The following is a 20,051-nucleotide window of genomic DNA, read 5'->3' on the forward strand; positions in this document are numbered from 1 at the left end:
CAGCGGACAGCTCTCGCCCGAGCGCGCGAGGAGCCCGTCCCGGTCGCAGACGACCCCGGGGGCGGCCGCCTCCTCGTCCGCCGCCAGTGTGCCGACCGCGGCCAGCGACGCCGCCCACAGCGTCTCGTCCAGCCCCACGGCGCTCGGCGGCCGCCCGGCCGCGTGGGCCTCCAGGATGTCGTCCACGAGCTGCCGTTGTTCCTGGTGGGCGTGGTCGGAGACGATCTTCTGCACCCGGTTCCTGATGTCCGCGGGGGTCGCGGTCTCACGGTCGACGGTGAAGTCGCCGATCAGCCGCTCCCGCAGGTCATGGGGGAGGAACTGAAGGAAGTTCGGCACCTCGTAGGAGTGCCCGCCGACCACGAGCACATCGAAGGCCCGCCTCCCGAACAGCTGCTTGAGCTCGCCGACGAGCTTCCGGAAGTGGCGTTTGCTCAGCTCATCGGCCTTGTTGCGGACCCTGTCCTCGGCGAGCCCCGCGGCGTAGTCGGGCTTGCGCAGCGTACGGTCCCGGATTTCCTCCAGCTCCCGGGCCTGGTCGAGGTAGTGCTCCCAGATCTGGCCGGTCCCCCGGTCCACGATGACGGCGCAGGCACGGTCGTACTCGTCCAGCACGGCCAGCATGGGGCGGACGTACGGATCGGAGTCCACCACGATGCGCTCGCGGGTGGGGCGTGGCAGCCACACCTCCTCGTACACGTCCTTGCCGCTACAGGCGAAGACGGCGACGGCGCCGGGCCGGTGCGGCTCGAAGGCCAGCGACTTCTCCAGCTTCACGACGTCCTCGCGGAGCGAGAGCCGCGCGGCATGATCGAGCGAGCTGTCCAGTGAGAGCGGCCGGATGCCGTCCAGCAGACTGGCCACCCGGGTCATGAATGTGCTGCGACCGGGCTGCTCGGGCGGTACGGGGACGTAGAGGGACACACATGGGAGACCGTTCCCGCTCAACCGCAGGACCCGGTCGACCTGCTCTTGTGTGATCATGGCCGCTCCTCGCCGTGACGGTGAGCCTCACTGCGCCTCATTCCAGGTAACGCGGTGGTCGCGGGAGAGGCAAACGCAACGCGGGGATCGACAGCAGAGCCCGGCCAGGAGCGGGGTCGCGCCGCCGCGGCACCTACGAGCGCGGGTTACGCGAACCACCCACGGCGATACCGCCCCGTGCGTCGTCGGGGCGGTCACCCCGTGACCCTGGCCGGGCGGGTGTTCAGGACTTCTTGGTCAGCACGTCCCGGATCGACGCGATCACCTGCGGCGCCTGGTCGTTGAGGTAGAAGTGGCCGCCGGGGTAGACCTGGAGGTCGAAGCCACCGGTGGTGTGCTCGCCCCAGGCGCGGGCCTCCTCCACGCTCGCCTTGGGGTCGTCGTCCCCCACGTGCGCGTGGATGGGCGTCGCCAGCCGCGGGCCGGGGGTGTAGCGATAGGTCTCGGCCGCCTTGTAGTCGCTGCGGATCGCGGGCAGCACCATCCGGAGGATCTCGTCGTCGCCGAGGAGCGAGGTGTCGGTGCCGCTCAGGCTCTTCATCTCGGCGATCAGCCCGTCGTCGTCGCGGAGGTGGACGGACTCGTCACGGTGGCAGGACGGGGCGCGCCGCCCCGAGGCGAACAGCGCCACCGGCGTCACACCCTTCTGCTCCAGGCGCAGGGCGACCTCGAAGCTCAGCGTGGCGCCCATGCTGTGGCCGAAAAGCGCCACCGGCTTGTCCGTATAGGGCAGCAGCTCGGGCACCAGCGCGTCGGCCAGTTCGGCGATGTTGTCTATGCACTTCTCGTTGCGCCGGTCCTGGCGCCCCGGGTACTGCACGGCGAGCACATCGACCGCGGGCGAGAGGGCCTTGGAGACGGGGAAGTAGTAGGAGGCGGACCCGCCGGCGTGGGGCAGGCAGACGAGTCGCGTCGCCGCTGCCGGCGCGGGGTGGAACTGCCTGATCCACAGGCTTGTGCCGGTGGGGTTTGCGGTCACGTGATGTCCTTTCGTCCGCTCGCTCTGCGGCGGCTGTCGGGTGGCTGTCACGCGCGTGCCTCGGGTCGCGCGCAGACCAGTAGACCACCCTGCCGTTCCCATCCGATCTGCGGCCACCCCTATTTCGGCCGGGAGTCCCCTAGTATTTCCCTCGTGTCGGTCATGTGCGGGAGGCGGTGAGTCCGCCCCGTTCGGCCGTCCGCAGCGCCAGGGCCGCCAGCGCCTCGGGAGCCCCGGCCTGACCACGGATTCCGGGGAAGGCGTTGATGTCCACGATCAGCGGCGCGCCGCCCCCCGAGTCGATCAGATCCACGCCGTAGACGTCCAGCGAGAACACCGGGCCGACCCGGAGCACCGGATCCAGCCAGCCCGGTGGCAGCGCGTCCAGGGCCAGCGGCAGATTCGGACCGCGGCCACCGGCCGCCAGCTCCGACCGGCGGAGCGCGGCGAACACCCGGCCCGCGACCACCCACAGCTTGTGGTCCCAGCCGTCGTTCGGGACGAAGTCCTGCACCACCACGGGCTCATCCGCCCAGTCCGCGGTCAGGGCACGCAGACGCGCCGCGTCGTCCACGCGGGCCACCAGGTCGTGGCGGCGGCTGTGCCGGCTCTTGACGACGACGGGACGGCGGGGCGGCTCCGCCGCCAGTCCGGCGAGCGAGGCCACGGTACGGGTGGGGGCGAACGGCAGACCGGCGCGGAGCGCCCGTTCGGCCATCGCCGTCCGGTCCTGGCACCGCGCGGTGGCGGCGGCGGAGTTCACCACCGGGGCGCCACGCCGCTCCAGGGACCGGGCGAGCGCCAGCGCGGGCGGGGTCCGGGCCTTCAGCAGATAGACGTCGGCGAGCTCACCGGGGGAGGCCGGGTCGTCGCCGCCGCGCGGGTCGAGGGCCACGACCTCATGGCGAGGGGAGAGCAAGGCCGCGGCGTCGGCGAGGAGTTGATGGCCGGGGTCGGCGGTGATCAGGCCGATCCTCATCGGCCGCCGCTCACCGTGGCGGTCATCCGGCTCGTGGCCGTGGCCGGCTCCGGAGCGCGCACCGGCGGCTCGGCTCCCGTGAGGGCGCCGACGAGCGCGGGCCCGGACCGGCCACCGCCCCCGCGCGCCAACTCCAGTACCGCGCGCCCCACCCGGGCCGCCGCGTCCGGCACCTCCTTGAAGCTGGGGAAGTCGTTCACATCGACGACCACCGGCCCGTCCGGACCCAGCAGCACATCCACCCCGTACAGGTCGAGGCCGTAGACCGCGCCCACCTCGGCGGCGATGGCCGCCACTTCGGCGGACAGCGGTACCCGCCGACCGCGTGCGCCCCCGTCGGGGCCGAGCGGTGACCCCCGCTCGGTGGCGTACAACTCCCCGCCCACGCAGTACACCTTGAGGTCGATGCCCGAATTCGGCACGTACGGCTGGGCGATGAGCATGCCCTCCGCCGCCAGCTCGGAGCGCAGCGCCCGCAGCCGGTCCGGGGTCGGCACCAGCCGTACGGCCCGCCCCGAGCTGCCGTCCGCGGGCTTGACCACCAGTGGGAACTCGGCCTCCGGTATCTCCTCCAGCGCCTCGGGCCGGGCCGCCGCGTAGGTGGGCGGCATCGGCAGGCCGCGGCTGCGCCCGATGGCGGCCGCCAGGGCCTTGTCCCGTACGCCGCGGATGGAGCGGGCGTCGTTGACGGTGGTCAGCCCCACGGCGGCCGCGGCCTCCAGCAGCGTCAGCCCGGGACCACCGGACACGGTCTTGAGCACCCAGGCGTCATGGCTGCCCGCCCGCACCGCGTCGGTCATCCGCATCAGGGAACGACCCGGCCGGACCACATCCACCTGGTGGCCCCAGGCGGAGAGCTGACGGATCACCTCACGCGGCATGCCGTCATGGCGATAGCGCTCCTCCACCAGAAAGCAGAGTCTCATCGGCCTTCTTCCTCGTCACCGGACAGGTCCCCGGGCCGCTGCCGAGAGTGTCCGGCGCGCCATGGCTCCTCAGGATGTCATCCGCCGTTCTTTTACGATCTCCTGGGCCAACCCATGGCCGTCAGTGGCCTGTTCATCGGCCCACTATGGGACCTGTTTATCGCGCTAAGTTTGCTTTACTCTGCTGAACATGACGCTGACGCGCAGGGAGCGGGAAATACTCGCGCTGCTGCGGCGGGACCCGCTGGCCGGCGCCCAGTCCATCGCCGACGCCCTCGGGACCACGCGGGCCGCGGTCAATGTTCATCTGTCCAACCTGGGCAAGAAGGGCGCCATCCTGGGGCGCGGCTACATCCTGCGCCAGGAGCACGCGGTGGTGGTCATCGGCGGGGCCAATGTGGACATCAAGGTGCGCAGCCTCGCCCCCGTGGCGTACCGCACCAGCAACCCGGGGCGGTCCCACACCAGCCCCGGCGGGGTGGCCCGGAACATCGCCGAGAACCTCGCCCGGCTGGGCACCCCCACCCATCTCATCGCCGCCGTGGGGCAGGACGCGGCGGGGGAGCGGCTGCTGAGCGACACCCAGGCCGCCGGGGTGCGCATCGAGCATGTGCACCGCGGCCCGCATCCCACCGGCACCTATACGGCGGTGCTGGACGCCGACGGCGATCTGGTCGTGGCCATCGCCGACATGGCCGCCACCGACGCGCTGGCCCCCGAGCACCTCCACACCGCGCGGGAACTCATCGGCAACGCCGGTCTGCTGGTGATGGACGGAAACCTCTCCACGCGGGTGCTCTCCTATGTCCTGGACATCGCCTCCGCCACCGGTGTCCAGACGCTGATCGACCCGGTGAGCGTCCCCAAGGCGGCGCTGCTGGCCCCGCTGTTCGCCGCCGGGCGGCCGGTCTTCGCCGTCACGCCGAACGTGGCGGAGCTGGGCGCGCTCGCCGGGCGGGACCTCGCAGGGGCCACGGACGCGGACGACCCGGAGCTGCTCCGGGCCGTGGCCGTCCTCCATGAGCGCGGGGCGCGGCATGTGTGGGTGCGGCTCGGGGCGCGCGGCTCCCTGCTGAGCACCCTCGACGAGGGCCGGGTGCCGCTGGCGGCGCCACCGGCCGAGGTGCGGGACGTCACCGGGGCCGGTGACGCGATGCTCGGCGCGTTCGCCCACGCGCTGCTCGGTGGCGCCGACCCGGTGGACGCCGCCCGCTACGGCCACGCCGCCGCCGCGCTGACCGTGGCCACCCCCGCCACCGTACGACCCGACCTGACCCCGCGTCTGATCGAGGACGCGCTCGACGCCCCGCTGCGGAGGACCACATGACCACGCCCCACCCCCGGCTGACCCTCACCGAGGAGGTCGCGGAGGCCCTGCTCGACGGCCGTCCCGTGGTCGCGCTGGAGTCCACGATCATCAGCCACGGCATGCCGTACCCGCAGAACGTCGAGATGGCCACCGAGGTCGAGGAGATCATCCGCGCCGAGGGCGCGGTCCCCGCCACCATCGCCGTCCTCCACGGCAGGCCGCGCGCCGGTCTGGAGCGTGCCGACCTCGAACTGCTCGCCACCAGCCCCGAGGTGGGCAAGGTCAGCGTGCGCGACCTCGCCCATGTCATCGCGCGCGGCGGCCATGGCGCGACCACCGTGGCGTCCACCATGCGGCTCGCCGCGCTCGCCGGGATCCGGGTCTTCGTCACCGGCGGCATCGGCGGAGTGCACCGGGGAGCGGAGCGGTCCTTCGACATCAGCGCCGATCTCACCGAGCTCGCCACCACCCCGGTGGCCGTCATCAGCGCCGGGGTCAAGAGCATCCTGGACATCGGACTGACCCTGGAGAAGCTGGAGACCCTGGGCGTTCCGGTGCTCACCTACGGCACCGACGACTTCCCCGCCTTCTACTCCCGGGTGAGCGGCTTCCGCTCCCCGCTGCGCGTCGACTCGCCCGAGGAGATCGCCGCCACCATGCGCGCCCAGTGGGAGCTGGGCATGACGGCGGGGCTGAGCATCGCCAACCCCGTCCCCGAGGCCGAGGAGATCCCCGCCGAGCGGATGGACGGCATCATCGAGCGGGCTCTCACCGAGATGGCGGACGCGGAGATCGGCGGCAAGGACGCGACCCCCTATCTGCTGGGCCGGATCGTGGAGTTGACCGAGGGGGAGAGCCTGCGGACCAATATCGCCCTGGTCAAGAACAACGCACGGCTCGGGGCGCGGATCGCGATCCACTACGCGGCCGGGGCGAAGACCGGGGCGTGACGCGCCGATGGAGCGTCGATGGCGCGTCGACATCGAGGGTCCGATAATCGATTGCCGTCGGAGGGGCCAGGTGCTGGGGTGGGCGCATGGACCGTGATGTGGTGCGTGAGCTGTACGACCGGGAGATGAGACGGGGTGCGCGGGCCGACGGCCCCGGCGTCCGGGTCGAGCGGGCGGGCGCGGTGGTACGGCAGACCGGCGGCCGTGACGACTGGAACGGCGTCCTGTGGTCGGACCTGGACGACGCCACCGCCGATGCGGCGATCGCCGAGCAGATACGGCACTTCGGGGGCGCGGACCGCGCGTTCGAGTGGAAGCTGTACGCGCACGACCGCCCCGGCGACCTCGGTGAACGACTCCGGGCCGCCGGATTCGTCCCCGAGCCCGAGGAGACGCTGATGGTCGCCCACGTGGCGGAGCTGGACACCGCCGTCGAACCGCCCCAGGGCGTCCGGCTGCTCCCGGTGACCGACGCGGCCGGTGTGGAACGGGTGGTGGAGGTCCATGAGCGGGCGTTCGGCGACGACGGCGCCGCGCTCCGGCACCGGCTCCTCGCCCAGCTCGCCGAGGACCCGGACACGGTCGTCGCGGTGGTGGCCATGGACGGCGACCGGCCGGTCAGCGCGGCACGGATGGAGCTGCCGCCGGGGGCGCCGTTCGCCGGGCTCTGGGGCGGGGGCACCGTGCCGGAGTGGCGGGGCCGGGGCGTCTACCGTGCCCTGGTCGCGTTCCGGGCGCGGATCGCCGCCGACCGCGGCTGTCGCTATCTCCAGGTGGACGCGTCCGGCATGAGCCGCCCGATCCTGCGCCGGCTCGGCTTCGTGCCGCTGACCACCACCACGCCGTATGTGTACCGGGCCTGACGACAGCCGGGGGCGGACGCGGCCGGGGCCTTGTCGGGGGGATGTTCTACGGTCTGGCCATGACGACCTCCGATGATGTCCGTGCCATCGCCCTGTCGCTGCCGGAGACCACAGAGAAGATCGCCTGGTCGATGCCCACCTTCAGGGTCGCCGGGAAGATGTTCGCCACCTTGCCCGAGGACGAGACCTCGATGGCGGTCAGATGTCCCAAGGTGGAGCGGGAGGAGCTGGTGCTGGCGGAGCCGGAGAAGTTCTGGGTCGCCGCCCATGAGGCGAGTTCGGCCTGGGTGCGGGTGCGGCTCGACGCGCTGGACGACCTCGATGAGCTGCGGGACATCCTGCTGGACTCCTGGCGGCAGGCCGCACCGGCCGCATTGCTCGAATGATCACACCACGCGGCCGTGACTGCTCGAAATGCGATGTTACGGGCGTTCGACTGGATAACCGACACGGGTGAAAGTACGGACTTTTCCCGGTAATCGGAGTGCCGTCTTCCGCTGTGCGGGGTTCCCTGGAGGGGGATCAGCGAGGGAGGCCGCATGGTGCACGGCGGCAGGACGAACCGCCCCGCGGTGTGCGGCGGCCCGTACGCGGCCGCCGTCCTTCTGCTGCTGGCGGCCACGCTGCTGCACGCCGTGCTGGCCCTGGGGGTCGTCCGGGCCTCGCCGTCCACCGGGCCGGAGCGGTGCGCGGCCGGGAAGGCCGGGGCGGCCGGGGCGGCCGGAGCGCCGAACCGGGCCCCGGCACCGACCCCGACCCCGTCCGCTCCCGGTGACGCGGGGGCTCCCGCCCCGGCCCGTGCCCTCGGCGCGTCCGCCCCCGCGGGGGCTCCCGCTCCCGTCACCCCTGTTCCGGTGGCGCCGGAGGCCGAGGACGAGCGCTCCGCCTCCTCGGCGTCGGCCGTGTACTCCGCCCGGGACGGTGCCGGGCATCCGGCCCGGCACGCCGGGCGGGTGGCTCACGGCGCCTCGTTCGGCGCCCATCGCTCCCTCTCGACGTCCCTCGGCCCCCTCGTGCTCGGCGCGGTCCGCGGTCGCCCCGGCGCCCCGGCGCCGGGCGTCGGCGCGTTCGGCGCCGGAGGCGACGTCCCGGCCGGCCGGCTCGCCTCGCGGACCGTCGTTCTGCGCTGCTGACCGGGCCCGGCCGTCCGTCATCCCGTTTCCGCGTGCCCGCGGATCCCGGATGCGGTCCGGCCTGCCCGCCCAGCCGTAGGACGTCCGAGACCGCAGGAGTACCCGCATGCCCATCGATGTCTATGCCGCCATGCGCGCGATGCTGCGCGCGGAAGCCACCCGGCGCCCCGTCACCCCGCGGACCGAAACCGCCGATCCGTCGCCGCCCGCGGTGGATCCGGCCGCTCCCGGGCCGGGCGACCCCACCGTTCGGGGCGCGTCCGCCGAGGAGGCCGTTCCGGCTCCGCCGACCGTTCCGGCTCCCTCCGGCGCGCCGCGCCCCATCCGCCGGGCCCGCACGTTCCGGTATCTGTTGCCCTGCCGTGCCGCGCTGCGCGCCGTACGCCACGCCGTGTCGTCCTGCTTCGCCGGGCGCACGTCACGACAGGGCCGGTGAGACAGGGCCGTTGGCAGGGCCGGTGACACGAGGCCGGTGACGCGAGGCCGGTGACACACGGCCGTCGACCGGCCGCCGAAGGAGTGGAGCCGGAAGCACGGGTCCCGGGAGGTCACACCGGCCCGTCGTTCCGTCCGCCCTCCGGCGAATCCCCGCTCGAGAGCAACCGCTCGCGCTGCGCCACGGCCCAGGCGTAGCCGGGATTCAGCGCCACCGCGCGCTCCAGGTCCGCCAGCGCCGCCGCGCGTCTGCCCAGGGCCTCGTTGGCCATCGCGCGGCTCCCCAGGGCCCAGGCGTAGCCGGGGTCGAGGGCCAGCGCCCGGTCGTACTCCGCGATGGCCTCCTCGTAGTGGCCCGCGAAGCGGTGGACATCGCCACGTTCGCCGAGCGTTCCCGGGATGCCCGGCTCCAGCGCCTCCACCCGGTCCAGGTCCGCCAGCGCGCCCGCGGTGTCCCCCAGGGTGCTGCGGACCCGGGCCCGCCGGAGCAGTGCCCAGGTGTAGTCGCCGTGCAGTTCGATGGCCCGGTCCAGGTCCGCCAGGGCCTCCTGGATCCGGCCGAGCGCCATCTTGGTCTGGCCGCGGCTGCCCAGGGCCACATGGTCCGCCGGATCGGCCTCGATCACCGGGTCGAGCCGGGCCAGCGCCTCCTCGTACCGGCCCGCCCGGCGGCAGGTCTCCCCGCGCTCCCGCTGCACCCAGGTCGAGCCCGGCTCCAGCGCGTCCACCCGGTCCAGCGCGTCCATCGCCGCGGTGAACTCCCCGGTCGCCCGGTGGACCACGGCACGCCCGAAGTGCGCGCGCACATTCCCGGGGTCCAGCTCGATCGCCCGGTGGAAGTCCCCAAGCGCCCCGTCGAACTCCTCGACCGAACGGCGGTGCCAGCCCCGTACGACGAGGGCCGCGACCCGGGCGGCGGCGTCCAGCCCACCCCGGGCCAGCAGCAGCCCCAACGCGTCGATACCGCGCCGCCGTTCGTCCGCCAGCGCCTCCACCAGGTGTCGGCCCCAGGCGCGCACCGCGTCCGAGTCTGCGTCCTCGCCCGCCTCGACCAGGGCGGTGGCCCAGCGCCGGGCCACCGCGGGGCCCGCGTCACAGGCGCCGATCCCGTCCCGCAGCGCTCCGGGCAGCGCCGCCGACGGCCGTGCGCACAGCAGGTGGTACCACTCCTCGAGGCGCGGTCCGCTCCAGGCGTCCAGCCGCCATCCATCGTGCGGATCGAGCCCTCCGGCGGCCGCCTCCCGCCATCCGGCGAAGGTCTCCGCCAGCCGGGTGTGCGCCGCGCCCCACCGCTGCGGTGAGGTGGTGCGTTGCAGCCGCAGCATGGGGGCGCGCACCACATCGTGGTAGCGGGCCGCGCCGTCGCGGTCGCCGATGAACGGCAGCGACCGCAGCCAGCCGAACAGCCCGGCCGCGTCGTCGTCCACCGCCGCCTTGAAGACGTCCTCGTTGAGCCGCCGGGGCAGCGCCCCCGCCAGGGCCGCGGAGCGGCGCACCGGATCGCGCTCCCACTTCAGGAACCGGTCGACGGCGGTGGCGCTGGGGTCGCCCGGATCGCCACCGGTCCCGGGGTTCTCGGCGAGGGTGGACACCAGGACCGGCAGCCGGCCGGAGAGCCGCAGCACCTCCCGCACCACCGACTCATCGGTGATCCCCTTGGCGGTGAGCAGCTGCCGGGCCTCCGCGTCGGTGAACGGCTCCAGCGGCAGCTCCGCGACCACATCGGCCAGATCGCCCCAGCAGCCGGGGTCCAGCCGGGTCTGCCCGGCCAGCACCAGCACGGTGTTGGCGGGGAGGACGCCGAGGTGTTCGCTGGTGAGCAGGGTGCGCAGCCAGGGGTCGAGCAGCGGCCCGAGGCGCTCGTAGGTGTCGAAGAGCAGCACCAGCCACGGCACCGCCGCGGCCGCCTCCGACAACTCCCTGACCAGCAGCGGCGACAGCGTCTCCACCGGGTCCAGCACCAGCTGGACGTCCTTGTGGTCGCGGAAGCGTGAGCTGAGCGCCGCCCGCAGCCGGTCGGTGCTCTCGGCCAGCGGCACCGGATCGACGGCGCCCGCCAGCGCCCCGACGCCCGGCACCAGGCCGAGCCCCGCGAGACCCGCCCGCGCGGCGGCCATACTGCCGGTACTCGGCCCCTGCCGCCCGCCCTCCACCGGTGCCGACTCGGCCTCGTGGCGGCGCTGCCGATAGGTGGCGAGCCTACGGTCGAAGGCCGTTAACTCCCGCCCCTGACGGGCGAATTGCTCACTGATCGCGGCCATCGCCTCCGGTACGGAGCTCGCCGTCTCGTCGATGCGGGCGGTGAGCGCGCCGTACTCCTGGCGGGCGGTCTGCTCCAGCCGGCTCACCAGCCAGGTCTTGCCCACGCCCGCGTGGCCCCGCACATGGAAGACGAAACGATGCCGCGCGTCCTCCGGCGGCAGCCCGAAATTGTCCCGGAACGCGTCCAGTTCCCGGCGCCGGCCCACGAATCCGGCGTTCCTGCGCCGCTGGATCAGCTCCTGCATCGACGGCCGTGCCCGCCCCATCGGCCTCTCCTCCCCTCGGCATCCAGTCTGCCAGCACGATCGGCGGACCGACTTATTGCGTACGATGCGCAGGTGCCCAGCTACCGCATCAGAACCGCGACCCCCGACGACCTCGACGCCGCCCGCGGCGTGATGCTCGACACCGTCTACCGTGACTTCGGAACCGGCTATGTGCCGCGCTGGCACGCCGACATCATCGATCCCGCCGCCGCGTATCTGGACGGCGCGCGCCACACCCTGCTGGTCGCGGTGGACGACGCCGACGGGGCGGTCGTGGCGACCGCCGCGCTCGACTCCCGGGGTCCGGCCCATCCGCCCAACCCGCGGTGGCTGGCCGCCCGTTATCCGTCGGGCGAGACCGCCCAGCTGCGCCGGGTCTATGTGCGCCCCGAGCACCGGCGCCACGGGTTGGCCAGGCGGCTGGTCGGTGCGCTGCTGGAGTTCGCCGGGGCGGACGGCGGCTATCGCGCGGTCTATCTGCACACCGATCCGGCGGTGCCGGGCGCCGAGCCGTTCTGGCGGTCCCTGGCGAAGGTCGTCTGCGACGAGCGGGAGGTGCCCGGGGGCGGTCAGGGCATCGTCCACTTCGAGGTGCCCATGCCCCCCGGGACGCCCTGAGTCTTATGGAAATGATTATCATGTAACTTCAGTGTTCCGCCGTACCCGCGCAGCCCCTGGAGAACCACGCCCATGCACTCTGTCCGCCGCCGGTGGGCCGCCGCGCTGCTGCTCCTCCCGCTGCTCGCCGGGTGTTTCGCGGCCCGTGACGGTTCGCCGTACGACGCCGGGGCCGGGGCGGGCGGCGGGCGCCTCCGTGTCGCGATGGCCTTCCCGCCCGCCGAGCGCTTCTCCCCGTACGGCGCCGACGCCACCCTGCTCAGCAGGCTCGGCGTCACCGAGGGGCTGACCCGGCTGGACGGCAACGGGGGTGCGGTGCCCGCCCTCGCCGAGTCCTGGACCCGGGAGAGCGGCCGGAGTTGGGTGTTCACCCTGCGCGAGGCGCGGTTCCAGGACGGCACCGAGGTCACCCCGGCGGCGGTGGCGGACGCCCTCACCCACGCCACCCGTGCCGATCCGCCGCCCGCCGCGCTCACCGGGGTCGCGCTCACCGCGGAGGCGGTGGGGGAGCGGCGGGTCCGGGTCACCGCCGGGACCGCCGACCCCGCCCTGCCGCTGCGGCTGTCGAGCCCGAGCCTGGCCGTCCTCTCGCCCAAGGCGTACCGGACGAAGGCCGGTACGCGGCGAGGGGAGACGGCGACGGTCGACCCGGTCGGCACCGCCACCGGCCCCTTCACCCTGACCAGGGCGACCGGCACCACCCGTGCCACCCTCCACCGCTTCGACGACTACTGGGGCGGCCTCGCCCACGCCTCCGGCCTCGACGTCCGCTTCATCGCCGACGGCACGGCCCGTACCAACGCGCTGCGCAGCGGGGAGGTGGACATGGCCGAGGCGGTCCCGGTCTCCCAGGCGGCCACCCTCGACAAGGCCACGCTGCGCGAGGTGCCCACCGCCCGCACCACCGCCCTCTTCCTCAACACCCGCTCCGGTCCCTTCGCCGATCCCGCCGTCCGTGCCGCCGCCCGCGAGACCGTCGGCGGCTCCGCCCTCGCCGAGGACGTGTACGAGGGGCATGCCGACACCGGCCGCGGGCTGTTCGGCCCGGCCCTCACCTGGGCCGCGGGTGAGCGTCCCCGGCCGTCCGGCCGCCCCGCCGCCGCGCGGGTCCGGAACGCCTCGATCACCCTCGCCACCTATGACAACCGGCCCGAGCTCCCCGAGGTCGCGCAGGTGCTGCAACAGCGGCTGCGCAAGGCCGGGTTCGGTGTGAAGCTGGAGGTGCGGGAGTACTCCCGGCTCGAAAGCGACGCCCTGGCCGGGAAGTTCGACGCCGTGGTGGCCGCCCGCAACACCATGCTCGACACGGGCGACCCGGTGTCCTATCTCGCGGACGACTTCACGTGTGACGGCGGCTACAACCTGGCGCGGGTGTGCGACGAGGCCGTGGACCGCGCGGTCGCCGAGGCCGCGTCCCGCCCCGACGACGCGGCGCGCCACCGCGCCGCCCTGGCCGCGCAGACCGCCGTGCTGCGCACGGACGGGGTGGTCCCGCTGGTCCACCAGCGGATCCTCCACGGCGTGGGCGCCTCGGTGCGCGGTGTGATCCTCGACCCGTACGAGCGCACGTTCGTCGGCACGGGTACGCGGCGTTGAACGGCGCACGGACGCGGTCCACCGGGCGGAACGCGGTGCCGCTGAGCACTGGCCGCTCCACTGGTCCGAGCACCGCACGGGCCACCGGGCTGGTCGCGCTCTGGCGCGTCGCGCTCGCGGGGGCGTTGCTGTGTGGCATCGGTCTGCTGCCCTGGCTGTCCCGTACCGACCCCGCCCGAACCGTCCTCAAGGCGCGCGCGGCCGACCGCGACCCCAGCCCCGAGCTCCTGGACTCCCTGCGCTCCCAACTCGGCCTCGACGCCGGGCCGTTGCGGCTGCTCGGCGGGTGGCTCGCCGGGCTGCCCCACGGCGACGCGGGCGCGTCCTGGATCTCGGGGACGGCCGTGGCCCCCTCGGTGGCCGTGGCGCTCGGCGTGTCGCTGCTGCTCATGGGCGGGGCGCTGGTGGTCGCGGCGGCCACCGCGGGCGCGGTGTGCGGGCGCACGCTGTGGCTCGGGCCGCGGCGGCGAGCCGCCCGGCGCGGGGCCGGTGCGGGGAGCGGTGGCGCGCTGCTCGCCGCGCTGCCGGAGTTCCTGCTGGCGTCCGTGCTGGCCGCGGTGGTCGCGGTGCGGCTCGGCTGGCTGCCCGCGGTCGGCTGGTACGGGCCGCGGTGGATGGTGCTGCCCTCGCTCGCCCTCGGCCTGCCCGCGGGCGCCCTGCTGGGCCGGGTCCTGGACGACGCGCTGCCCGGAGCGTTCGCGGAACCCTGGGCGCGGGCCGCCGCCGCGCGCGGGCTGCCCGCCCGGCGGATCGCCCGCCAGGCGCTGCGGCGCGCCGTGCCCGGAGTGCTGCCGAACATCGGGCTGTTCGTGGTCGGGCTCACCGGGGGCGCGGTCGCCGTCGAGCAGGTCTTCGACATCCCCGGGCTCGGCCGGCTCTCCTTGCAGGCGGCCATCGCCCAGGACCTGCCGATGCTCCAGGCGTGCGCACTGGCCCTGATCCTGCTCGCGGCCGTCGCCGGAGGTCTCGCCCGGCTCGCGGCCCGGCTGTCGCTCGGGCCCGCGCTGCGCGACGGGGCGCTGCCCTCGCTCGACCGGCCCACGGCCCCGACCGCCCGCGCGATTCCGCTGCTCTACGGCGCGCTCCTGCTCGCCGTCGTGGTGCTCGGCGCCCTCCGGGACCCGCTGCTGGTGGACACCGCCGCCCGGCTCACCGCCCCGTCCCCGGCGCATCCGTTCGGCACCGACGCGCTGGGCCGCGATCTGCTGGCCCGGGTGGGACACGGCGCGCTGTCCACGCTCGCGCTCGCGGTGGCGGTGAGCGCCGCCGCGCTGGTGGCGGGGGTGCTGCTCGGGCTGGTGCCCCGGCTGTCCGGCGGACTCGCCGAGACGGTGAACGCGGTGCCGCCCGTGCTCGCCGGGCTGCTGGTCGCCGGGGCGGCGGGCCGCGGCCCGTACACCCCCGCGCTCGCCGTGGCCGCCGTCGCCTGGGCACCGCTGGCCACCCACACCTCGGCCCTGCTGCGGCAGCAGCTCGCCGCCACCCACCTCGCCGCCACCCGCGCGCTGGGCGCATCCCGCCGCCATCTGCTGCGCCGCCACATCCTGCCCGCGGTCCTGCCCCCGGTCGTCCGCCACGCGCTGCTGCGCCTGCCGTCCGTGGCACTCGCCCTGGCCGCGCTGGGCTTCCTCGGCCTGGGTGCCCAGCCGCCGTCCCCGGAGTGGGGCCGGCTGCTGGCCGAGAACCACCCCTACGCCGAGCGCGCCCCGTGGGCGGTCCTCGCCCCCGCCGCCGCGCTGGCGCTCCTGGGGCTCCTGGCGGTGACGGCGTCCGGCGGGGTGCGGTGGCCCCGGCGGCGCCCGCGCATTGACGACCGCCAGGGGCGCGTCGGAGACTGACGGTCCGCCCCAGTGAACCGAAGTTCATTCCGCGAACACGCCCTTGGGGCGAGGGACCGCAAAGGACATCCGATATGACCCTCCACCGCGATCTGTTGATCGATGGCAAGGACACCCCGGCCGTCTCCGGGCGCACCGCCGAGGACCTCAACCCCTACACCGGGGAGGTATTCGCCACCGTCGCGGCCGCCGGGGCCGAGGATGTGGCACGTGCGGTGGCCGCCGCCGACGCCGCCTTCCCGGCCTGGGCGGAGCTGGCCCCGTTCGAGCGCCGTACGATCTTCCTGACCGCGGCGGACCTGCTGGAGTCGCGCGCCGCCCGGGCCGCCGAGATCATGGCCCAGGAGACCGGAGGCACCGCACCCTGGGCGCACTTCAACGTGGGCCTGGCCGCGAACATCCTCCGCGAGGCCGCCGCCGCGATCACCGCCCCGCGCGGTGAGGTGCTCAGCGCCCAGGAGGCGGGCGCGCTCGGTCTCGCCGTCCGCGAACCGGCCGGTGTCGTCGCCGCCTTCGCCCCCTGGAACGCGCCGGTCATCCTCGGTGTCCGCTCCGTCGCGGCGCCCCTGGCGGCGGGCAATACGGTGGTGCTGAAGCCCAGCGAGGACGCCCCGCTCGCCTGCGGGCTCTTCGTCGCCGATGTGCTGCGCGACGCCGGACTGCCCGACGGGGTGCTCAACGTGGTCACCAACGCCCGTGAGGACGCCGCCGAGGTGGCCGAGGCGCTCATCGCCGATCCGCGCGTACGGATCGTCAACTTCACCGGGTCCACCGGCGTCGGCAGGACCATCGGCTCACTCGCCGCGCGGCACCTCAAGCCGGCCGTGCTGGAACTGGGCGGCAAGAACGCCATCATCGTCCTGGACGACGCCGACGTGGACCACGCGGTGAACGCCGCCACCTTCGGCGTGTTCATGAACTCCGGCCAGATCTGCATGTCGGGCGACCGGATACTCGTCCATGAAAGCCTCGCCGAGGAGTTCACCGCGAAGTTCTCCGCCAAGGTCGCCGCCCTGCCGTGCGGCGACCCCGCCCAACCGACCACCGTGGTCGGCCCGCTGATCACAGCCGGCTCGGCGCGCCGGGTGGCGGCCCTGGTGAAGGACGCGGTGGACAAGGGCGCCACGGTGCTGACCGGCGGTGGCGAACCGGACGGCGCGGTCCACCCGGCGACGGTGCTGACCGATGTCACCCCGGACATGGACATCCACCACGCCGAGGCGTTCGGGCCGGTCTGCGTGGTGGCCACCTTCGCCGACGACGATCGGGCCGTGGCCCTGGCCAACTCCACCGACCACGGCCTGACCTGCGGCATCATCACCGAGAACGGGACCCATGGGCTCAAGGTCGCCCGCCGTGTCCGGACCGGCATCGTGCACATCAACGACCAGTCGGTGGCGGACGAACCGCAGGCCCCGTTCGGTGGCGTCAAGCACTCGGGGTACGGGCGGTTCGGCGGCCGCTGGGGCATCGAGGCGTTCAGCGACACCCGGTGGATCACCCTCGCCACCCAGCACGCCCACTACCCGTTCTAGGGGTGCCGACGGCCTCAGCCGATCCCGGGAATCAGCCGATCCCGGGAATGAGGGGCACGGCCCCGGGGCGGCGCGCCGCCAGCCGCAGCGCCCTGACCGTGGAGCGCACCACCTGCTCCTTGGTACGGGCGGCGGTGCCACCGCGCAGCACCGTCCCGCGCGGGGAGTCGTCCGACCGCACCAACTGGACCAGCCCGTCCCGGCGGCCCAGGCTCACGCACTGCGCCACGAAGCGGAAGCGCAGCGGCTTCGGCTCGCGTCCCCGCGTCTCGGCGATGATCGAGGAGGCGGCGTGCGAACCGGACGGGAGCGCGGTGGCGCAGGCCATGCGCAGGGCACCGGCGGCCGGGGTGGCCATGGCCGCCGCGTCGCCCACCGCGTAGATCTCCGGATGGGACACCGAGCGCAGGGTGGCGTCGACGCGGACGCGCCCGGCCGGGTCGAGGGCGATTCCGGCGGCCTCGGCCAAGGCGGTGTTCGCGGTCATCGCGGTGGCCCAGACCACCGCGTCGGCGTCGATGTCCTCCGGGCGCGCCACCCGGCGGCCCTCCTCGATCCGGACACCGAGCCCGGTGAGCGTCGTACGGACATGGGCGCGGCCCTTCGCGGACAGCCCAGTGCCGACCTCCTCGCCCGTGATCAGCCGGACCTTCCAGGCGCCGTGGGACTCGGCGATCTCGGCCGCGAGCTCGATGCCGGTGAGTCCCCCGCCGACCACCGTCAGCTCACCCGGGCCGTCCAGCAGCCGCTTGTGCAGTTCGGCCGCCGTCTCCGGGGTGTAGGCGCGCTCACCGGGGTCCGCGGTGCGGCTGCCGAGCGCGTACACCAGCCGGTCGTACGGGAGCCGGCGGCCGTCGTCGGTGGTGATCCGCCGGGCGGCCGGATCGATCCCGGTGGCGCGGGCGGCCAGGTGGACGATCCCGGCCCGCCGGGCCAGCGCGTCGAGCGGATGTGTGATGTCGGGCCGTCCGACGGCGCGCTCGTGCAGCCGCACCCGCTCGGTGAAGGCGGGGCTCGGATCGACCAGGGTGACGCGGGTGTGCGGGGCCAGCCGCAGGGCGGCCATCAGCCCCGCATAGCCCGCGCCGAGCACTAGGACCTGCTGCTTCTCCATATGGGCGGCCTCCTTGCCGGTCGGTGTTCACGAGGAGGACGACACGGCGGCCCGAGATGTGACGGTGATGCCGGTCACAGGTTCGGCAGGTCGAGGTGGCGGAGCTTGTCGGGGTTGACGACCGCGTCGATCTCGGTGATCCGGCCCTGGTGCACCGAGAACGCGAAGACCACGGCCTGCCCGCCCACGCTGTCGACCATGACCAGCCCCGGGGCGCCGTTGACGTCGCGGTGGTGCACCAGCATCGTGGCCGGGTCGAAGCCCCGGGCCAGCCGCTGGGCGAAGCGGGCCACCTTCTCGTTCCCCAGTACCGGGAGCCGGGCCGCCGCCACCTTGCCGCCACCGTCCGAACGCCAGACGACCTCCGGGTCCAGGATCTCCAGCAGCCCGTCCATGTCACCGCCCATGACCGCCCGGAGGAACGCGTCCACGGCCCGCCGGTGCTCCCCGCGGTCCACCGAGCGCCGCGGCGCCTCCGCCCGGACCCGCTTGCGGGCCCGGGAGGCCAGCTGCCGTACGGACTCCGGGCTCCGGCCCACCACCTCGGCGATCTCCGGGAACGGCACCGAGAAGACATCGTGCAGGATGAAGGCGGTCCGCTCCGCCGGGGTCAGCCGCTCCAGCACGGTGAGCAGCGCCAGACCCACCGACTCGTCCAGCGTCACCCGGTCCTCCGGACCGCCGGCCGCCACCACTGGCTCGGGCAGCCAGGGGCCGACGTAACGCTCGCGCCGCGCCCGCGCCGACCCCAGCAGGTCGTAGCAGATGCGGCTGATGACGGTGGTCAGATACGCGCGGGGGTCGGCGGCCTCGTCCGCGGGCAGCGCCTGCCAGCGCAGCCAGGTCTCCTGCACCGCGTCATCGGCGTCGGCCACCGAGCCGGTGATGCGATACGCGACGGCCCACAGCCGGTCGCGCTGCTGTTCGAAGGCGGTCAGCTCTGCCATGTCCCGATCCTCTCCTCGACCCGAGAACCCTCGACCCGAGAACCCTCGGCCCGAGAAGGAGGACGGGACAGCGGCCCGAAGTGTGACACCAGCCTCCCGCTGCGCGGCCCGGCCCCGGGCCGACGGGTTGGCGCGGGGGCCACGGCAGGCGTAAGCAGTAGATGTGCACACGCGGCAAGGTCCCTCGGATCCGCGCCGGCCAAGGTGGCGGACCCGTGTCTTGGTCGTGATCCCCCTGCTGGTCATCGGGTTGATCACGGTGGGCGATGTGCTGGCCCCGGCAAGTGTCCGGCTCAGCCCGCTGCTGATCGCCGCCCCCGCCATGACCGCCTCGTTCGCCGGTCCCGTGCTCACCGCGTGCGTCGGGCTGCTGGCCGTCGTCGCGCAGATCGCGGCGAACGCCTCGGAGGGGTTCCTCGGCAGTACCGGCCGGCTGACCGAGGTGATCACCCTCGCCCTGGTCTCGGCGATGATCGTGCTGTTCCGCGCGGTCCTCGACCGGCATATGCGCGAGCTGAACCGGGTGCGGGCGGTGGCCGACGTGGCGCAGCGGGTGCTGCTGCGCCCGCTGCCCGTCAGGGTCGGCCCGCTGCTGATCGCCTCGGTCTACCTCGCGGCCGAACCGGGGGCGGAGATCGGTGGCGATCTGTACGCGGCCGCGCGCACCTCCCACGCCACCCGGCTGATCATCGGCGATGTCCGGGGCAGCGGCCTGACCGCCGTCGCGGACGCCTCCCTGGTGCTCGGCGCCTTCCGCGCGATCGCCCACTGGCCGGTACCGCTGACCGATCTGGCGTCCCACCTGGACACCGCGCTGTCCGCGGAGCGGACCGAACCCCGCGACAAGGCGCCCGGGGCGGGGGAGTCGTTCGTCACCGCCGCCGTGCTGGAGATCCCCGACGACCTGCCGGTGGTCCGCCTCGTCAACTGCGGACATCCGCCGCCGCTCCTGCTGTGCGACTCCGGTGTCAAGGCGCTGGAGGGCCAGGCGCCCGCACTGCCGCTGGGCCTCGGCCACCTGGCGGCCGGCCACTACCACACCGAGGACTTCCCGTTCCAGGAGGGCGATCAGTTGCTGCTCTACACCGACGGGGTCGTCGAGGCGCGGAACAGCGAGGGCAGCTTCTTCCCGCTCGCTGAGCGGCTCCCCGGAGCGGACGGCGGCGGCCCCCAGTACCTCGTCGACCGGCTGCACCGCGATCTGCTCAGCCACACGGGCGGCCACCAGGGCGATGACGCCGCCCTGGTCGTCCTCGAACGCCACCGGGCGGAGCGCTGACGCACCCGATGGCGCCCGCGAGCCGTGGCCCGGCCGAG

At 74.2% G+C, this 20,051-nt stretch carries 17 protein-coding genes and 1 pseudogene; 11 read left to right on the top strand and 7 right to left on the bottom strand.

Features of this window, described 5'->3' with window-relative positions:
* Positions 1-219 precede the first annotated feature (219 nt).
* From ABD329_RS26730 to ABD329_RS26745, 4 genes and pseudogenes are all read right to left on the bottom strand, one after another.
* Positions 220-984: pseudogene (locus ABD329_RS26730) on the bottom strand (baeRF10 domain-containing protein); the annotation flags it as partial.
* Between the two features lie 223 nt (positions 985-1,207).
* Positions 1,208-1,963, bottom strand: coding sequence for a thioesterase II family protein (locus ABD329_RS26735; RefSeq protein WP_198276972.1), 756 nt, complete (start codon positions 1,961-1,963; stop codon positions 1,208-1,210).
* Positions 1,964-2,123: 160 nt separating this feature from the next.
* Positions 2,124-2,942 (bottom strand): ATP-grasp domain-containing protein, encoded by an 819-nt coding sequence (locus ABD329_RS26740; RefSeq protein WP_198276973.1) that lies wholly within the window; start codon positions 2,940-2,942, stop codon positions 2,124-2,126.
* Positions 2,939-3,868 (bottom strand): ATP-grasp domain-containing protein, encoded by a 930-nt coding sequence (locus ABD329_RS26745; RefSeq protein WP_198276974.1) that lies wholly within the window; start codon positions 3,866-3,868, stop codon positions 2,939-2,941. Before ABD329_RS26745 ends, ABD329_RS26740 begins: the two co-directional genes overlap by 4 nt.
* Positions 3,869-4,058: 190 nt before the next feature.
* Between ABD329_RS26745 and ABD329_RS26750 the strand changes: the two genes are divergently transcribed.
* The 6 genes from ABD329_RS26750 (at position 4,059) to ABD329_RS26775 (ending at position 8,559) form a co-directional block, all read left to right on the top strand.
* Entirely contained in the window at positions 4,059-5,195 is a 1,137-nt protein-coding gene (locus tag ABD329_RS26750; protein WP_198276975.1) for a PfkB family carbohydrate kinase, read from the top strand.
* On the top strand, positions 5,192-6,127 hold the full coding sequence (locus ABD329_RS26755; protein WP_198276976.1) for a pseudouridine-5'-phosphate glycosidase: 936 nt from the start codon (positions 5,192-5,194) through the stop codon (positions 6,125-6,127). Before ABD329_RS26750 ends, ABD329_RS26755 begins: the two co-directional genes overlap by 4 nt.
* A gap of 86 nt (positions 6,128-6,213) precedes the next feature.
* Positions 6,214-6,990, top strand: coding sequence for a GNAT family N-acetyltransferase (locus ABD329_RS26760; protein ID WP_344317007.1), 777 nt, complete (start codon positions 6,214-6,216; stop codon positions 6,988-6,990).
* A 59-nt stretch (positions 6,991-7,049) separates the two neighbouring features.
* Complete coding sequence (locus ABD329_RS26765) at positions 7,050-7,376, top strand: MmcQ/YjbR family DNA-binding protein (RefSeq protein ID WP_198282502.1); 327 nt, start codon at positions 7,050-7,052, stop codon at positions 7,374-7,376.
* A 153-nt stretch (positions 7,377-7,529) separates the two neighbouring features.
* A complete protein-coding gene (locus ABD329_RS26770; protein WP_344317009.1) occupies positions 7,530-8,123 on the top strand; it encodes a hypothetical protein in 594 nt (197 codons plus the stop codon).
* A 106-nt stretch (positions 8,124-8,229) separates the two neighbouring features.
* Positions 8,230-8,559 carry a hypothetical protein gene (locus ABD329_RS26775; protein WP_198281559.1) on the top strand — a complete coding sequence of 110 codons (330 nt, stop codon included), beginning with the start codon at positions 8,230-8,232 and terminating at the stop codon, positions 8,557-8,559.
* Positions 8,560-8,671: 112 nt separating this feature from the next.
* Here the strand turns inward: ABD329_RS26775 and ABD329_RS26780 are convergent, their stop codons facing one another.
* Entirely contained in the window at positions 8,672-11,086 is a 2,415-nt protein-coding gene (locus ABD329_RS26780) for a tetratricopeptide repeat protein (RefSeq protein ID WP_246619096.1), read from the bottom strand.
* 72 nt (positions 11,087-11,158) lie between these two features.
* On the opposite strand from ABD329_RS26780, the gene ABD329_RS26785 reads away from it, so the two are divergent.
* The 4 genes from ABD329_RS26785 to ABD329_RS26800 all read left to right on the top strand — a co-directional run bounded on the left by ABD329_RS26785 (position 11,159) and on the right by ABD329_RS26800 (position 16,673).
* Complete coding sequence (locus ABD329_RS26785) at positions 11,159-11,704, top strand: GNAT family N-acetyltransferase (protein ID WP_198281558.1); 546 nt, start codon at positions 11,159-11,161, stop codon at positions 11,702-11,704.
* A 72-nt stretch (positions 11,705-11,776) separates the two neighbouring features.
* Positions 11,777-13,300 carry an ABC transporter substrate-binding protein gene (locus ABD329_RS26790; protein ID WP_344317010.1) on the top strand — a complete coding sequence of 508 codons (1,524 nt, stop codon included), beginning with the start codon at positions 11,777-11,779 and terminating at the stop codon, positions 13,298-13,300.
* A 41-nt stretch (positions 13,301-13,341) separates the two neighbouring features.
* A complete protein-coding gene (locus tag ABD329_RS26795) occupies positions 13,342-15,138 on the top strand; it encodes an ABC transporter permease subunit (RefSeq protein WP_246618499.1) in 1,797 nt (598 codons plus the stop codon).
* 74 nt (positions 15,139-15,212) lie between these two features.
* On the top strand, positions 15,213-16,673 hold the full coding sequence (locus tag ABD329_RS26800; RefSeq protein WP_198277478.1) for an aldehyde dehydrogenase family protein: 1,461 nt from the start codon (positions 15,213-15,215) through the stop codon (positions 16,671-16,673).
* 31 nt (positions 16,674-16,704) lie between these two features.
* Here the strand turns inward: ABD329_RS26800 and ABD329_RS26805 are convergent, their stop codons facing one another.
* The gene (locus ABD329_RS26805) at positions 16,705-17,787 is read right to left on the bottom strand and encodes an NAD(P)/FAD-dependent oxidoreductase (RefSeq protein WP_198277477.1); all 1,083 of its coding nucleotides are present in this window, start codon (positions 17,785-17,787) and stop codon (positions 16,705-16,707) included.
* Between the two features lie 74 nt (positions 17,788-17,861).
* Positions 17,862-18,734 carry an RNA polymerase sigma factor SigJ gene (gene sigJ, locus ABD329_RS26810; RefSeq protein ID WP_198277476.1) on the bottom strand — a complete coding sequence of 291 codons (873 nt, stop codon included), beginning with the start codon at positions 18,732-18,734 and terminating at the stop codon, positions 17,862-17,864.
* 220 nt (positions 18,735-18,954) lie between these two features.
* Here sigJ and ABD329_RS26815 point away from each other — a divergent pair, with 220 nt between their 5' ends.
* On the top strand, positions 18,955-20,013 hold the full coding sequence (locus tag ABD329_RS26815; RefSeq protein ID WP_214664919.1) for a PP2C family protein-serine/threonine phosphatase: 1,059 nt from the start codon (positions 18,955-18,957) through the stop codon (positions 20,011-20,013).
* The last annotated feature ends 38 nt before the right edge of the window (positions 20,014-20,051 follow it).

The sequence above is a fragment of the Streptomyces javensis genome (assembly GCF_039525925.1).
GTDB lineage: Bacteria > Actinomycetota > Actinomycetes > Streptomycetales > Streptomycetaceae > Streptomyces > Streptomyces asiaticus.